The sequence below is a fragment of the Qipengyuania sp. HL-TH1 genome (assembly GCF_036365825.1).
Lineage (GTDB): Bacteria > Pseudomonadota > Alphaproteobacteria > Sphingomonadales > Sphingomonadaceae > Qipengyuania > Qipengyuania profunda.
The window spans coordinates 345934-361276 of record NZ_CP142675.1 but is presented as its reverse complement, the minus strand read 5'-3'; the positions used below and the strand labels follow the sequence as shown (position 1 = coordinate 361276).

The following is a 15343-nucleotide window of genomic DNA, read 5'->3' as shown; positions in this document are numbered from 1 at the left end:
ACGTCCGGGGCCTAATGCGGTGCCCGCAAAAGGACAAGCTCGCCCGGCTCGAAGTGACTGGCCAAGCGGGAAGCGAAAAGGCATAGGCCGCGCCATGCACGACATCGCCTTTATCCGCGCCAATCCGCAGGAGTTCGACGCCGCCCTCGCCCGCCGTGGGGCCGAACCGGTGGCCGACCGCATCATCGCGCTCGATGCGCAGAAGCGCGAGGCGACGACCAAGGTCCAGCAGGCGCAGAGCCGCCGCAACGAGGCGTCGAAAGCGATCGGCCAGGCGATGGGCCAGGGCGACACGGACAAGGCCGAAGCACTCAAGTCCGAGGTCGCCGAGATCAAGGCGTCGATGCCCGAATGGGAAGAGGCCGAACGCGCTGCGGCGGCAGAACTCGACCATCTGCTGGCGACCTTGCCCAACCTCCCCGCGGAGGATGTGCCCGACGGCGCGGACGAGTGCGACAATGTCGAAATGGCGCGATGGGGCGAGAAGCGCAGTTTCGATTTCGAACCCCGCGAACATGCCGATATCGGCTCCGCGCTGGGAATGGACTTCGAAACCGGCACCAAGCTGTCGGGTGCGCGCTTCACCTTCCTGCGCGGCGACATCGCGCGGCTGCACCGCGCGCTGGCGCAGTTCATGCTCGACAAGCAGACGCGCGAGAACGGCTATACCGAATGCAACCCGCCCGTGCTGGTGGGTGACGACGCGATGTACGGCACCGACAAGCTGCCCAAGTTCGCGGAGGATAGCTTTCGCACCACCGATGATCGCTGGCTGGTCCCGACCTCCGAAGTCCCGCTGACCTATTCGGTCGCAGGCGACATCCTTACCGGTCTCACGCAGCCGATCCGCCTGACCGCGCATACGCTGTGCTTCCGCTCCGAAGCGGGATCGGCGGGCCGCGATACGCGCGGCTTTATCCGCCAGCACCAGTTCGAAAAGGTCGAGATGGTGAGCATCTGCCGCCCCGAAGACAGCGAGGCGGAGCATGAGCGTATGACCAAATGCGCCGAGGGCATCCTCGAAGCGCTCGAGCTGCCCTATCGCCGGATGCTGCTGTGCACGGGCGACATGGGCTTTGGCGCGCGCAAGACCTACGACCTCGAAGTCTGGCTGCCCGGCCAGGATGCCTATCGCGAGATTTCCTCCTGCTCGAACACGGGCGATTTCCAGGCGCGCCGGATGAATGCGCGCTATCGCCCCGAAGGCGAGAAGAAGACCGCTTTCGTCCATACGCTCAACGGTTCGGGCCTCGCAGTCGGCCGCACGCTGGTGGCGGTGATGGAAAACTACCAACAGGCCGATGGCAGCGTCGCCGTCCCCGAAGCGCTGGCCCCCTATATGGGCGGTGTCACCAAACTGGAGCCTGCAGCCTGATGCGTATCCTTCTGACCAATGACGACGGCATCCACGCGCCGGGTCTCGCGGTGCTCGAGAAAATCGCGCGGCAGTTCTCCGACGACATCTGGATCTGCGCGCCCGACGAGGAACAGTCGGGCATGGGCCATGCGCTTACCCTCACCCGCCCCGTACGCCTGCGCAAGCATGGCGAACGCCGCTTTTCGGTGACCGGCACGCCGACCGATGCGGTGACCATGGGTCTGCGCAAGGTGATCGAGGCGCAGCCCGACGTGATCCTGTCGGGCGTCAACCGCGGCGCGAACCTCGCCGACGACATCACCTATTCGGGCACCGTCTCGGCGGCGATCGAAGGCGCGCTGGCGGGCGTCCGCTCGATCGCGATGAGCCAGGTCTATACCAAGGAGACCCGCAACAGCGATTCCGCCTTCGCCGCTGCGACCGAATGGGGCGCGCGGGTGCTCGGCCCGCTGCTCGACACGCCGCTGCCCAAGCGCACGCTGGTCAATGTGAACTTCCCCCCGATCGCGCCCGATGCGGTCAAGGGCGTTCGCGCGGTGCGGCAGGGGTTCCACGATTATTCGCGCGGCACGGTCGTCGAAGGACGCGACCCGCGCGGCTTCCAGTATTACTGGTTCGGCCTCGAGGCGATCGAACACACGCTCGACCACGGCACCGACCTCGAGGCGATCGACGAGGGCTATATCTCGGTCACCCCGCTCCAGCTCGACCTGACGCACCATTCGTCGCTCGGCGCGCTCGCGGCACGCTACGAAGGCTGAGCCGACGCTATGCTATTGACCCTGCGGTCTTCCGCGCGCACCTAGGCGGCGCATGAGCAGCGAGAAAAAGGTCGACCGGATCGCCGCAAGCACGCGGGTGCGGACCTATCGAGGGCCCAGTTTCCAGCCCTTGCGCCGCGCGGTGAAATTGCCCGTCTGGGGCGATCTGGGGATCCGGCTTGGCGCGGCGCTGTTCCTGATTTTCGTCGTGGTGCTGGTCCATTGGTGGGACCGCGAGGGACTGGTCGACAATCTCGACGGCGAGGTCAGCTTCCTCGACGTCGTCTATTTCACCATGATCTCGATCACCACCACCGGGTTCGGCGACATCGCCCCGATTTCGGACCGTGCAAGGCTGGTCGAGGCAGTCATCGTTACCCCGATCCGCTTTGCGGTGTTCTTCATCTTCGTGGGCACCGCCTACAATTTCCTTATCAAGCGCAGCTGGGAGAAATGGCGCATGGCCCGCATCCAGGAACAGCTCTCGAACCATATCGTGGTGCTCGGTTACGGCATCTCCGGCTCCGAGGCGGTGGGAGAACTGATCGAACGCGGCACCGATCCCAGCTGCATCGTGGTCATCGACCCGAGCGAGGATCGGCTGCACGAGGCCGAAGCGCTCGGCTGCAATGTGATGGCGGCCGACGCGACACGCGACCAGACGCTGAAGGCAGTGCGCATCGCCGAAGCGCAGAACGTGCTGGTTTCGGCCGGACGCGACGATACCACCATCCTGATCACGCTCACCGTGCGCGCGCTGGCGCCGCATGTCCCGATCAGCGCGGTGGTTCGCGCCGACGATAACGAATCGCTCGCGCGGCAGGCGGGCGCGAACAATGTCATCAACCCGGTGCGCTTTACCGGCCTGCTGCTGGCGGGCAGCGCCAAGGGCGAACATATCGCCGACTACCTCGCCGATCTCGCCAGCGTGTCAGGCCGCGTCCAGCTGGTCGAACGCGAAGTCACCGAAGAGGAATGCGGCAAGACCATCGGCGAGCTGACTACCGGCGGGCGCGGGCTGCGCGTCTATCGCAACGGCCAGGCGCTCGGCTTCTGGGAAGAAGAATGCCAGAGCCTGCTCGCGGGCGACATCGTGGTGGAAATCATCCCGACCCCCAATGGCGAAACCCGCGGCGACGGGCACGACCGCGACGATCTGGATAATAGCTAAGCGCTAGCGGAAGAGCAGGAAGACCCCGCCCATCGCCGTCATCCCGACGATGAAATGGCCCGCATCGATCAGGAAATGCGCGAGGGTCTTGCGCAGGTAGAGATAATTGATCCCGATCGCGGGCACCATGATCGTGGCGCCGAAGCCGACGGCCATCATCATCACCGCCCGGTCGCTTGCGCCGCTGCGCGCGATCCCGTGCCACAGTGTCAGCGAAATCACGAGCTCGGCGAGAAACGTGAGCGCGAAAATCAGCGCCATATTGCCGCTCTGGATTTTCTCGTCGCTCATTCCCGCAGCCTTCTGCCAGGCCTGCGAAAACAGCACGCCATACCAGATCGCGCCCACCAGAAAGAACGCCAGCGCCCCCAGCAATACTGCCAACCAGTTGATTTCGGCCATATCCCATCCTCCCCATGTCTCTCGATGCGCAGGAAGCTAGCCTAATTGGGCGCACGGGTGTAGGGGCGCGCGCAATCATGAGCACGACCACCACCGCAATCCCCGACCAGAAGAAGGTCGGCATGGTATCCCTCGGCTGTCCCAAGGCACTGGTTGATAGCGAGCGCATCCTCACGCGGCTGCGCGCCGACGGCTATGCGATGAGCCCCGATTACGCCGGGGCCGACGTGGTACTGGTCAACACCTGCGGCTTCCTCGATTCCGCCAAGGAAGAGAGCCTGCAGGCGATCGGCGAGGCAATCGCGGAGAACGGCCGCGTCATCGTGACCGGCTGCATGGGCGAAGAGGCCGACGCGATCCGCGCCGCGCATCCGCAGGTGCTCGCAGTGACCGGCGCGCATCAGTACGAGCAGGTCGTCGATGCAGTGCATACGCACGCCCCGCCCAGCCAGGGGCCCTATGTCGACCTGATCCCGCAACCCGACATCAAGTTGACCCCGCGCCACTACAGCTATTTGAAGATTTCGGAGGGCTGCAACCATTCCTGCGCCTTCTGCATCATTCCCGACCTGCGCGGAAAGCTCGCCAGCCGCCGGATCGACGCAGTGCTGCGCGAAGCCGAAAAGCTGGTTGCGGCGGGCACGAAGGAACTGCTGGTCATCAGCCAGGATACCAGCGCCTACGGTGTCGATACCCGCCACGAGGAACGGCTGTGGAAGGGTAACCCCGTCCGCGCGCATATGACCGACCTCGCGCGCGAGCTGGGCCAGCTCGATATCGGCGGCGGCACACCGCCGTGGGTGCGGCTGCACTACGTCTATCCCTATCCGCATGTCGACGCGGTCATCCCGCTGATGGCCGAAGGCCTGCTGACGCCCTATCTCGACATTCCCTTCCAGCATGCGAGCCCCAAGGTGCTGCGCGCGATGCGGCGCCCCGCAAACGAAGCCAAGGTGCTCGAACGGCTTAAGGGCTGGCGCGAGATCTGCCCCGAGATCGCGATCCGCTCCAGCTTCGTGGTCGGCTTCCCCGGCGAGACCGAGGACGATTTCAAATATCTGCTCGACTGGCTCGAAGAAGCCCAGCTCGACCGCGTGGGCGCGTTCCGCTTCGAACCGGTCGAAGGCGCGCGGGCCAACGCCCTGCCCGATCCGGTACCCGAAGAGATCAAGGAAGAACGCTACGCCCGCGTGATGGAAGTCACGGAGCGGATCAGCGCTGCCAAGCTGGCGGCCAAGGTCGGCAGGAACATCCCGGTCATCATCGACGAAGTGGGCGAGCCCGACGAGGACGGCGATGTCGGCGCGACCGGTCGCAGCGAGGCCGATGCCCCCGAAATCGACGGCGCGGTGTACCTGCGGAACGTGCCGCAAGGCCTAGCCCAGGGCGATATCGTAACTGTCTCAATTGAGGACAGTGATGCCCACGATCTGTTCGGGGTGGTAATCGAGTAAGCCCTCAATGGGCCGTTAACCTAGTGAAGTTACGCAGTAGGTATGGTCATAACACGTTGTTATACAACATCTAATTGGACGTGCGCGGTAACGAGATCCGCGGCAAGCGTGAATTCTCTTCACCCCAGTTCCTAAACCGGAATTTACCTTCGCAACCCGCGGCCCGGGTGGGTTACGAGGGATTCGCGCCCGCACCATCAAAACTTTCTTAAACTTAAGAGCGCCATAAGGGCGTTCGATGGGTGACCAACGCATCTCGAACCTTGCCGGGCCAATTGTGACCCATGGCCGTCTGCTGTTCCGCGGAGGGCTGATCGAGCGCTTGCGCCACGTATTGTGGGCAGGGCTGATCAGTCTGGCGATGTATGCGGTTTTCCTGTTCCAGCCTATCGATCAGTTCCTCTGGCTGGTACAATCGCGCGCCGCCGATCGCAGCCCGACGGGCGATGTGGTCTTCGTCGCCTCCGACGAGGCGCTGAACGATCCCGACGTTCCCGAGAAGCGCTATGAAGTTGCCGCCGCATTGGACGAGCTCGACCGCAGAGGCGTGGGGAAAGTCTTCCTCGACGTTTCATTCGCGGAATCTGGGGATTCGAATGCCGATAAACGCCTTGCGCGCGCCATCGCCGACCTCGGGCCGCGTATCACACTGGTCAACCGGATCGTCGAAGGAACCGGCGTAGACGAATTTCTCCGCACGACCTCACCGGCTATTGGTGGTACCGCACCCCATGTCGTGTCCGACCAGACCGACCGCAACTGGCTGGGTTTTGCGTGGGAGCTTCACTACGCCTACGAGGTCAATGGCAAACAGGTCCGGTCCTTCGGTGCAGCGATTGCCGGTGTAGAAGCCAAACCCAAAGCCACGTTCTCGGTCGACTATGGCTTCGCTCTCGATCGCATTCCCGTCTTGCCCCTCGCCACTTTGTCGAAGAGCAGCTCCGAAGGTGCCACCATTCCGGTCGAAATTACCGGGAAGACCATCGTGGTCGGCCACACCGGCCGGGTGCCCGGAAGCCAACAAGCCATGCCGCGCAAGATCGACGCAGCGGCGAGCTATGTCGATATCTATGCCGGGGAGTCGCTGAAAGCGGGCTACACCGGCAATCTTCGTGGACCTATGGTTCTGTCGCTGTTCGCATCCTTGTTACTGATCGCCTTGTTGGTATGTCGGCCGAGGAAGCATCGCTGGATTGCGTATTCGGGGATTGCCCTCCTCGCGCCCGTCCTCCTGTTTGCCTCTGCAAAGATCGGCGTCCGGGTCGAGCTCTCCTATGCTCTCGGGTTTCTGGTGGTTTATGCAGCCTTCCGCTCGCGCATGCGCTGGAAGCGTCGCGTCGAAATGGTCAATCCGGACACCGGACTGCCGAAATTGCGCGCGCTCGAGGCGCGGCTGGTGCGCGATTCGATTGGCAATGGTCACATCGTCATCGCCAAGATCCAGAATTACGAACGCGTTTTGAAAACGCTACGGGCGGACGACAAGGGCAGCTATGTTCTCAAGCTCGTCGACCGGCTGCGCGCCGCCGATCCAAACCTCGCGGTTTACAGCGAAGGCCATAGCCTCGGCTGGCATGTGGCGAGCGACGAAACCGATGCGGTCGTAGAGCATCTCGAAGGACTGCGCGCGATCTTTGCCGCCCCGGTCCAAGTCGGCGGCTTCTCGGTCGATGTAGGCATTACCTTCGGGGTCGCATCGATCGAGGGCGATCCGCCCGCTCGCCTGGCGGCTGCCGTCGCGGCGGCCGAGGAAACGTCCGAGGCCCATAATCCGATCGCCATCGCCGAAACGGGGTCCGAGACCGATCTCCTCTGGGACATCTCGCTCCGCGCGCGGATCGACGAGGCGATGGAAGCCGGTGAGATTTACTGCGTCTACCAGCCCAAGATCGACCTGGCGTCGAAATCCATGGTCGGGGTCGAAGCGTTGGTACGCTGGCATGATCCGGCCCGCGGTTTCATTTCGCCGCTGCACTTTATCCAGCAGTGCGAAAAGGCCGGGCGGATGGAGCATCTGACCCGCTACGTCCTGCAAAGCGCCTGCTCCGCTGGTCAGCTCCTGCATTTCCGCGGCCGGACCATCTCCATGTCGGTCAACATCTCGGCCACCCTGCTGGGCGACATGCGCGTGGTTGGGCTGGTGCGCAACGTGTTGCAGGCGACGCGGTTCGATCCCCAGTATCTGACGCTCGAGATCACCGAGACGGCGCGTATCTCCGATCACAACGTGGCTTCGAGCATCCTTCAGGAACTGCGCTCGATCGGCGTGCGCATTGCCATGGACGATTTCGGCGTCGGTGCGGCCAGCTACGAAGCGTTCTACGAATTGCCGTTCGACGAGATCAAGATCGACCGGCTCTTCATTACCAATATCGCCAAGGACCCGAAGGCCCGAGCCATCGTGTCGAGCATCGCGGCAATGGGCCGCGAAGCACGAATCACCGTGGTGGCAGAGGGCCTTGAGAACCCGCAAGACATCGCCTTGCTCGAGCATGTCGGGTGCCAGCAGGTGCAGGGTTTTGCATTTTCTCGTCCTCTCTCATTATCCAATCTTTTGGAATATCAGGACTTTACGTCAGACAGGGCCATCGCAAACATGGTTTAGACTTTACAAACAGACATGGTTAATGAAATATAACTCTTGAGCAATCAGGAGGTACGACCATGTGGAATATTTGGGAATGGCTGTTCGACGGCTGAATTTCATAACTTAAGTGATTCAAAGGGCCCCGTTTACGGGGCCCTTTTTCGTTTCGCAGGTGCGAAACGAACCTGCGGCTGCGGCGTTGACCCTTCATATGCCGATCTCCATCGAAACCCGCTTCGCCTTCCACCTGCCCGCACCCACCGATGTGCTGCTGCAGTTCGAGGTGGCTGCCATCCCCGAACAGACGATCCTGTCGAGCGAGACACGGCTGGGGGACAGCGAACATTGTGCCCGCGTCCCCGCGCGCGACCATATCGGCGAACGGATCTGGATCCGTGCCGAGGGCGATTTCGAAGTCGACTATCGCGCACGCGTCGACCTCAACCGGCAACTCGATACGCTGGAAGATATGGCCGCCCTCGCCCCGCACGAGCTGCCCGGCGAAGCGGTCGAATACCTCTTCGACAGCCGCTATTGTCCCGCGGACGATTTCCAGTCCTTTGTCGAGGCGCAGTTTGCCGGCACCACCGGCGGTGCGCGGGTGGCCGCGATCCGCGACTGGATCGCCGAACATTTCACTTACACGCCCGGCAGTTCGACCACCGAAACCGGGGCCGCGGAAACCTTCATCTCGCGCAAGGGCATCTGCCGCGACTATGCGCATGTTCTGGTGACGCTCGCGCGCGCCAGCACGATCCCCGCGCGCTATGTCGCCTGTTTTGCCCCCGGCGTGCAGCCCCCCGATTTCCATGCGATAGCAGAGGTCTTCCTGGCCGATCCAAGCCGCGCCGACGGGGGGACCTGGCAGCTGGTCGATGCGACGGGCATGGCCGACCCGGCCGAAACCGTGAAAATCGGCGTCGGTCGCGATGCCGCCGATGTCAGCTTTCTCACCAGTTTTGGCCCCAACGACTTTCGCTCCAGCTCGGTCAGCGTGAAGAAAGAATAGGAATGCAGGCGGCTGGTGTGCATGAGTTGGCGCTGGTACCCGCATCGACCAGGAGTGACCAACCGATGATTGCCTGCCCCCGCGCATGAGTGTGAACGCCGACCGCCTGCTGCTCTTCGGCGCGACCGGAGACCTCGCGCAGCGCATGCTGCTGCCCTCGCTCTGCGCGCTGGATGCCGACGGCCTGCTCGAGCCGGACCTCAAAATCGTCGGCACCGCCCGCTCGGAAATGACCACGCGCGAATACCGCGACTGGGCCCGCGCCGCGCTGGAGAAAAATCTCCCCGACCACCGCCGCAGCGGTGTCGCCACCTTCCTCAACCGCCTCAGCTACGTACCCGTCGATGCCACGACGCTCGACGGCTATGACGAGCTCGCCAAGGAAGTCGGCACCTATGACAAGGGTCTGGCGATCTTTCTGTCGACCGCGCCCAGCCTGTTCGAACCGACCATCGACGGGCTCGTCCATGCCGGGCTGACCGAAGGCAATGTCCGCATCGGGCTGGAAAAACCGCTCGGCACAGATCTCGCCAGCAGCGAGGAAATCAACAATGCGGTCGCCAAGGCGTTCAGCGAAGACCGCATTTTCCGCATCGACCACTACCTCGGCAAGGAGACGGTGCAGAACCTGCTCGCGCTGCGCTTTGCCAATCTGCTGTTCGAGCCGGTCTGGAACGCGACCTATATCGATCACGTCCAGATTACCGTCGCCGAAACGATCGGGCTGGAATCGCGCGTCGCCTATTACGACGACAGCGGCGCCCTGCGCGACATGGTGCAGAACCACATGCTGCAATTGCTCGCGCTGGTGGCGATGGAGCCGCCGACCAGCTTCGATTCCACCGCCGTGCGCGACGAGAAGGTCAAGGTCCTGCGCGCGCTGCGACCGATCGCAAAGGGCGAAACCGTGACGGGCCAGTACCGCGCGGGCGCGGTCGATGGGGCCGCGGTGCCCGGCTATGACGAGGAACTGGGCAAGCCCAGCGACACCGAAACCTTCGTCGCATTGAAGGCGCATGTCGACAATTGGCGCTGGAAGGGCGTGCCCTTCTACCTGCGCACCGGCAAACGCCTGCCCGAACGCGTGACCGAAATCGTGATCCAATTCCGCTGCATCCCGCATTCGATCTTCGAAGGCCGCGGCGCGAGCACCAAGCCCAACCGCTTGGTCATCGGCATCCAGCCCGAAGAAAACGTCCAGCTGTCGATGATGGCCAAGGTGCCGGGGCTCGACCGCGAGGGCATCCGCCTGCGGCAGGTACCGCTCGATATCGCCATGCCCGATGCCTTTTCCGGCACGGTCCGCCGGATCGCCTACGAGCGCCTGCTGCTCGACCTGATCGAAGGGGACCAGACGCTGTTCGTCCGCCGGGACGAGGTCGAGGCGCAATGGGAGTGGATCGATGCGATCCGCGCATTGTGGGAGCATGAGGAAATCGCGCCCAAGCCCTATGGCGCGGGCAGCTGGGGGCCCAGCGCGGCCATCGCGCTGGCCGAACGCGACGGAGTGACCTGGCATGACGAATAAACCGCTCAACGACACGATCCACCGCGTCACCCAGCGGGTGATCGACAATTCGCGCGACAGCCGTAGCGACTATCTCGACCTGATGGACCGCGAAGGCGACCGGCAGGTCAACCGCGGTTCGTTGTCCTGCTCGAACCTGGCGCACGCCTTTGCCGGGGCGGAGGAAGACCAGGCCGCGATCATGGCCGCGCGGGGGCCGAACCTCGGCATCGTCACCGCCTATAACGACATGCTTTCCGCGCATCAGCCTTACCACCGCTACCCTGAGCGGATGAAGATCTGGGCGCGCGAGGTGGGCGCTACCGTTCAGGTCGCGGGCGGCACCCCCGCCATGTGCGACGGGGTGACGCAGGGCGAAGCGGGGATGGAACTGTCGCTGTTCAGCCGCGACACGATCGCGCTGTCGACCGTCGTCGCGCTGAGCCACGCAATGTACGATGGCGTCGCGCTGCTGGGCATTTGCGACAAGATCGTGCCGGGCCTGCTGATGGGGGCGCTGCGCTTTGGCCACCTCCCCGCGATCTTCGTGCCCTCCGGCCCGATGGGGACCGGCATTTCCAACAAGGAAAAGCAGCGCGTCCGCCAGCTCTATGCCGAGGGTAAGGCGACCCGTAAGGAACTGCTGGCGAGCGAGATGGGCAGCTACCATTCCGCGGGCACCTGCACCTTTTACGGCACTGCCAATTCCAACCAGATGATGATGGAGATGATGGGCCTGCACGTGCCCGGCGCCGCCTTCGTCCAGCCGGGCGCCAAGCTGCGGCAGGAACTGAGCCGCGCGGCCACGCATCGGCTCGCGGCGATCGGCAAGTCGGGCGACGATTACCGCCCCCTCGCCCGCGTGGTCGACGAAAAGTCGATCGTCAATGCGGCGATCGGCCTGCTGGCCACGGGCGGATCGACCAACCACGCGATCCATATCCCTGCGATGGCGCGCTCGGCAGGCATTCGCTTCGACTGGGCCGATCTGGCGGAATTGTCCTCTGTCGTTCCGCTCGTCGCACGAGTCTATCCCAATGGCTCGGGCGATGTGAACCATTTCCACGAGGCGGGCGGGATCGGCTATGTGATCGGCACGCTGCTGGATGAGGGCCTCGCCCATTCCGACATCATGACCATCTGGGATGGCGGGTTCGAAAGCTATTCGCGCGAACCCGGCATGGACGGGGAGGCGCTGACCTGGCGCGACCCGGGTCCTTCGGGCGACAGCGAGATGCTGCGCCCGGCCTCCGCGCCGTTCGAACCCGATGGCGGCATGCGTCTGGTCGAGGGCAATCTTGGCCGTGCCTGCTTCAAATCCTCCGCCGTCGAACGCGAGCGCTGGACCGTCGAGGCACCATGCCGCGTGTTCGAGACGCAGCATGAGGTGAACGAGGCGTTCAAGCTGGGTGAGCTCGACCGCGACGTTGTCGTCGTGGTCCGTTTCCAGGGACCGCGGGCCAATGGCATGCCCGAACTGCACAAGCTCACTCCCGCGCTCGGTGTCCTGCAGGACCGCGGATACCGCGTCGCGCTGGTCACCGATGGCCGCATGTCGGGCGCATCGGGCAAGGTCCCCGCGGCGATCCACTGCACACCCGAAGCGCGGGGCGGCGGTCCGCTGTCGCGGCTGCGCGATGGCGATATCGTGCGGGTCTGCGCCGCCACGGGGACGCTATCCACCGAGGCCGATCTCGACAATCGCGATCCCGCCACGGCGCCCCCGCCCGAGACCGGCATGGGCCGCGAATTTTTCGCGATGTTCCGCGCGAACGCCGATGGCGCCGAACAGGGTGCCTCCTCGATGCTGGCGCTGGCCGGGCTGTGAGCGTGGATCTCGTCAGCGTCGATATCGGGGGCACCCATGCGCGGTTCGCGCTGGCCACCGTGCATGACGACGGCACGATCGTCCTCGGCGAGCCCGAAACGCTGCACACCGACGAATATGCCAGCTTCCAGACCGCATGGGAGGATTTCCGCAAGCGGATGGGCGGCACCCTGCCCCCGCGCGTGGCGATGGCGATCGCGGGGCCGGTGGGCAGTGATGTCATCCGCTTTACCAACAATCCGTGGATCATTCGCCCCGCGTTGATCAAGCAGAAGCTGGGCGTCGAGAACTACTTCCTCGTCAATGACTTCGAAGCGGTCGCACATGCAGTGGCGCGCGCGCCGGAGGAGCAGTTCCTGCACCTTGCCGGGCCCGACGAACCGCTTACTGCCGATGGCACGATCAGCGTGCTTGGTCCCGGCACCGGGCTGGGCGTCGCTCACCTGTGGCGCTCGGGCAGCGATTACCGGGTGCAGGCGACCGAGGGCGGCCATATCGATTTCGCCCCGCTCGACAGCATCGAGGATGCGATCCTTGCCCGGCTGCGCAAGCGCCATACGCGCGTATCGGTTGAGCGGGTCGTCTCCGGACCGGCGATCGTCGACATCTACGAGACGCTGGCCGCAATGGAAAAACGCAAGACGCGCGACGAGGAAGATATCGCGATCTGGACCCGAGCCATGAGCGACGAAGAAAGTCTCGCCGCCGCAGCGCTCGACCGGTTCTGCCTGTCGCTGGGCAGCGTCGCGGGCGATATCGCGCTGGCGCAGGGCGGCTTTGGCGGTGTCGTGATCGCGGGCGGACTTGGCTATCGTCTGCGCGACCACCTGCCAAAGTCGGGTTTTGCCCAGCGCTTCCGCGCCAAGGGCCGCTTCGCCCAATTGATGGCGACCATTCCGGTCAAGCTCATCACCCATCCCCAGCCGGGCCTGTTCGGCGCGGCCGCAGCCTTCGCCAGGAGACACGCTTGACCATTGCCGACATCATGCAGACCGCGCCGGTTATTCCGGTGATCGTGATCGATGAGTTGAAGCATGCCGAACCGCTCGCGCGCGCGCTGGTGGCGGGCGGGCTGCCGGTGCTGGAAGTGACGCTGCGCACGCCTGCCGCGCTCGAGGCGATCCGCGCGATGCGCAAGGTCGAAGGAGCCGTGGTCGGCGCGGGAACGGTTACCAACCAGTCCGAGCTTGCCGCTGCAGTCGATGCCGGCAGCCAGTTCATCGTTTCGCCCGGGCTGACCGAACCGCTGGGCAAGGCTGCCATTCGCGCGGATATTCCCTTTCTGCCCGGCATCGCCAATGCGGGCGACATCATGCGCGGGCTCGATCTGGGACTCACGCATTTCAAGTTCTTCCCCGCGATGGCCGCCGGCGGCCTGCCCGCGCTCAAGGCCTTGGCCGCACCTTTCGGCCAATGCCGCTTCTGCCCGACCGGAGGTATCTCGCTAGCCAATGCGCCCGAATGGCTCGGCTTCGATCCGGTCCTGTGCGTCGGCGGCAGCTGGGTCGCCCCGCGCGGCGCCATCGATGGAGCGGAAGTAGAGCGTCTGGCCCGCGAAGCCGCCGCGCTGGCTGCTTAGTACCAGCGCCGATCCGTCCCTGTGCGGGGCGTTCTCTCCAGCCTAGGTGGAAAATTCACCCATTCATGCGCATAATGGGTGGATGGACGTGATTCTGAAATGGATCGGCGGGGGAACCGTCGTTGCGGCGCTGGTGCTGGCGGGCGTCGCTATGGGCGGCCACGCAACCGCGGAAGCGGAAGCGCCCGAAGTGGTGGCCGCCGCCTCTGAGCCGAATCTAGTGGGACAACCCATCGAAGTCCATGGCGCGCTTGCAGCCAAGGCGGTTGCCGATGCTAAGCGCCTTTACACCGTCCGCAGGATCCTGCCGATCGACGGACCGATCAAATATGGCGAATGGCATTGGGATGACGAAGGCGTCCCCGATGGCCCGCTGCTGGTGACCGTCGACCTCGAAGCGCGGGTGATCTCGATCTTTCGCAGCGGGTATGAAATCGGCGCCGCGGCGGTCATGCTGGGCACGGACGAGCATCCGACCCCGACCGGTGTCTTCCCGATCCTGTGGAAGCAGCGGCACAATGTCTCCGAGAAATACGGCAATGCGCCGATGCCTTGGAGCATGTTCCTGACCACCGACGGGGTCGCCATCCATGGCGGCAGCGTCGTCGAAAACGGCTATGCCAGCCATGGCTGCATCGGCGTGCCCGACGACATCGCCAAGCGTCTGTTCGCGATCGCCAAGAAGGGCGACAAGATCGTGATCACCAGGGGCGAGCAGATGAGCGTCGGCGACAGCATCATCTGATGTGTATCAGCCGCTGCGACGCGGCGGTTCCGGCGTGCAGATAAACCTATCGCCGCGCCGTTCGACCAGCACTCCCGCGATATTGCCGCGCCGATCCGCCGCTTTCAGGAATGCGGCGACCTCGCCATGCGAAATCTCGCCGCCAAGGATGGCAATGGCACGTGCGACCAGCCGCGCGGACGTATCGCGCGTGGGGCCGACCGGCACCGCAACGCGTGCATCGCCGATCACAGCCGCATCTTCCCACAATTGGTCCGCGACTAACTGTAGCGCCTGCTCCGCCTCTTCTAGATGCGACGCGGAACGAGCCAGCGCCACGGGGTCGATCCAGTCGGCCGCTTCCAGCGCACGCCGGATACGCACCCGGTCGTAGCTTTGGTCGCGGTTGCTCGGGTCCTCGGCAAACGGAATTCCCAGACGCTCAACGAGATCGCGTAGCTCCTGCTTGCGGAAACCGAGCAGCGGGCGAAGCACCGGAACCGCGCAGCCCGCGATCATCGTCGACGAGCGGATGCCTGCAAGTCCCGCCAACCCGCTTCCGCGGTTGAGCCGCATCAGCAGCGTTTCGGCCTGGTCGTCGGCATGGTGCGCCGTGGCGATCGCGGCCAGCTCGCGCGCCTGCGCCCATTTGCCCAATGCCGCATAGCGCGCCGCACGCGCGCGGTCCTGCACATTGCCATCTTCCACGCTGACGTTGAGCACGCGGCAGGCGATGCCCCGGTCCGAGCAGACCCGCGCGACCAGCGCGCATTCCTCGGCTGCCTCGGCGCGCAGGCCATGGTCGACCGTCGCGACCTCGATCGCATCGCCGAGCAGGTCATGCGTCAATGCCAACAGCGCCATGCTGTCGGGCCCGCCCGATACTGCGAGGCCCAGCTTTCCGTTCAGCTGGAAGCGGTCAAAAGCCGCTTCGAAGCGCGCT

At 64.4% G+C, this 15343-nt stretch carries 13 protein-coding genes; 11 read left to right on the top strand and 2 right to left on the bottom strand.

Annotation, left to right across the window (positions count from 1 at the left end; genetic code table 11):
* Positions 1 to 94: 94 nt before the first annotated feature.
* The 3 genes from serS to VWN43_RS02280 are packed head-to-tail and all read left to right on the top strand — an operon-like array spanning position 95 to position 3310.
* Entirely contained in the window at positions 95 to 1375 is a 1281-nt protein-coding gene (gene serS / locus VWN43_RS02290) for a serine--tRNA ligase (RefSeq protein WP_320180817.1), read from the top strand.
* A complete protein-coding gene (gene surE, locus VWN43_RS02285; RefSeq protein WP_253518948.1) occupies positions 1375 to 2139 on the top strand; it encodes a 5'/3'-nucleotidase SurE in 765 nt (254 codons plus the stop codon). Before serS ends, surE begins: the two co-directional genes overlap by 1 nt.
* Before the next feature lie 52 nt (positions 2140 to 2191).
* A complete protein-coding gene (locus VWN43_RS02280) occupies positions 2192 to 3310 on the top strand; it encodes a potassium channel family protein (RefSeq protein WP_320180818.1) in 1119 nt (372 codons plus the stop codon).
* Positions 3311 to 3313: 3 nt separating this feature from the next.
* Here the strand turns inward: VWN43_RS02280 and VWN43_RS02275 are convergent, their stop codons facing one another.
* Positions 3314 to 3712 carry a DUF1761 domain-containing protein gene (locus VWN43_RS02275; RefSeq protein WP_320180819.1) on the bottom strand — a complete coding sequence of 133 codons (399 nt, stop codon included), beginning with the start codon at positions 3710 to 3712 and terminating at the stop codon, positions 3314 to 3316.
* A gap of 77 nt (positions 3713 to 3789) precedes the next feature.
* On the opposite strand from VWN43_RS02275, the gene rimO reads away from it, so the two are divergent.
* The 8 genes from rimO (at position 3790) to VWN43_RS02235 (ending at position 14421) form a co-directional block, all read left to right on the top strand.
* Positions 3790 to 5166 (top strand): 30S ribosomal protein S12 methylthiotransferase RimO, encoded by a 1377-nt coding sequence (gene rimO / locus VWN43_RS02270; RefSeq protein WP_320180820.1) that lies wholly within the window; start codon positions 3790 to 3792, stop codon positions 5164 to 5166.
* Positions 5167 to 5404: 238 nt separating this feature from the next.
* Positions 5405 to 7771, top strand: coding sequence for an EAL domain-containing protein (locus VWN43_RS02265; RefSeq protein ID WP_320180821.1), 2367 nt, complete (start codon positions 5405 to 5407; stop codon positions 7769 to 7771).
* Between the two features lie 193 nt (positions 7772 to 7964).
* Positions 7965 to 8762, top strand: a complete 798-nt coding sequence (locus VWN43_RS02260) for a transglutaminase-like domain-containing protein (RefSeq protein WP_320180822.1) — start codon at positions 7965 to 7967, stop codon at positions 8760 to 8762.
* An 85-nt stretch (positions 8763 to 8847) separates the two neighbouring features.
* On the top strand, positions 8848 to 10290 hold the full coding sequence (zwf, locus tag VWN43_RS02255) for a glucose-6-phosphate dehydrogenase (protein WP_320180823.1): 1443 nt from the start codon (positions 8848 to 8850) through the stop codon (positions 10288 to 10290).
* On the top strand, positions 10280 to 12097 hold the full coding sequence (edd, locus tag VWN43_RS02250) for a phosphogluconate dehydratase (protein ID WP_320180824.1): 1818 nt from the start codon (positions 10280 to 10282) through the stop codon (positions 12095 to 12097). Before zwf ends, edd begins: the two co-directional genes overlap by 11 nt.
* A gap of 2 nt (positions 12098 to 12099) precedes the next feature.
* Complete coding sequence (gene glk / locus VWN43_RS02245; RefSeq protein ID WP_420493538.1) at positions 12100 to 13068, top strand: glucokinase; 969 nt, start codon at positions 12100 to 12102, stop codon at positions 13066 to 13068.
* A gap of 14 nt (positions 13069 to 13082) precedes the next feature.
* Positions 13083 to 13676 (top strand): bifunctional 4-hydroxy-2-oxoglutarate aldolase/2-dehydro-3-deoxy-phosphogluconate aldolase, encoded by a 594-nt coding sequence (gene eda, locus VWN43_RS02240; protein ID WP_320182139.1) that lies wholly within the window; start codon positions 13083 to 13085, stop codon positions 13674 to 13676.
* 82 nt (positions 13677 to 13758) lie between these two features.
* Entirely contained in the window at positions 13759 to 14421 is a 663-nt protein-coding gene (locus VWN43_RS02235; protein ID WP_320180825.1) for a L,D-transpeptidase family protein, read from the top strand.
* Positions 14422 to 14427: 6 nt separating this feature from the next.
* Here VWN43_RS02235 and tilS read toward each other — a convergent pair whose 3' ends face one another.
* Positions 14428 to 15297, bottom strand: a complete 870-nt coding sequence (gene tilS, locus VWN43_RS02230; protein ID WP_420493561.1) for a tRNA lysidine(34) synthetase TilS — start codon at positions 15295 to 15297, stop codon at positions 14428 to 14430.
* Positions 15298 to 15343 lie beyond the last annotated feature (46 nt).

What these genes read in the sequence shown, in the direction of transcription:
- serS (WP_320180817.1), top strand. Translation starts at nt 95, where the DNA reads ATGCACGACATCGCCTTTATCCGCGCCAATCCGCAGGAGTTCGACGCC.
- surE (WP_253518948.1), top strand. Translation starts at nt 1,375, where the DNA reads ATGCGTATCCTTCTGACCAATGACGACGGCATCCACGCGCCGGGTCTC.
- VWN43_RS02280 (WP_320180818.1), top strand. Translation starts at nt 2,192, where the DNA reads ATGAGCAGCGAGAAAAAGGTCGACCGGATCGCCGCAAGCACGCGGGTG.
- VWN43_RS02275 (WP_320180819.1), bottom strand. Translation starts at nt 3,712, where the DNA reads ATGGCCGAAATCAACTGGTTGGCAGTATTGCTGGGGGCGCTGGCGTTC.
- rimO (WP_320180820.1), top strand. Translation starts at nt 3,790, where the DNA reads ATGAGCACGACCACCACCGCAATCCCCGACCAGAAGAAGGTCGGCATG.
- VWN43_RS02265 (WP_320180821.1), top strand. Translation starts at nt 5,405, where the DNA reads ATGGGTGACCAACGCATCTCGAACCTTGCCGGGCCAATTGTGACCCAT.
- VWN43_RS02260 (WP_320180822.1), top strand. Translation starts at nt 7,965, where the DNA reads ATGCCGATCTCCATCGAAACCCGCTTCGCCTTCCACCTGCCCGCACCC.
- zwf (WP_320180823.1), top strand. Translation starts at nt 8,848, where the DNA reads ATGAGTGTGAACGCCGACCGCCTGCTGCTCTTCGGCGCGACCGGAGAC.
- edd (WP_320180824.1), top strand. Translation starts at nt 10,280, where the DNA reads ATGACGAATAAACCGCTCAACGACACGATCCACCGCGTCACCCAGCGG.
- eda (WP_320182139.1), top strand. Translation starts at nt 13,083, where the DNA reads ATGCAGACCGCGCCGGTTATTCCGGTGATCGTGATCGATGAGTTGAAG.
- VWN43_RS02235 (WP_320180825.1), top strand. Translation starts at nt 13,759, where the DNA reads ATGGACGTGATTCTGAAATGGATCGGCGGGGGAACCGTCGTTGCGGCG.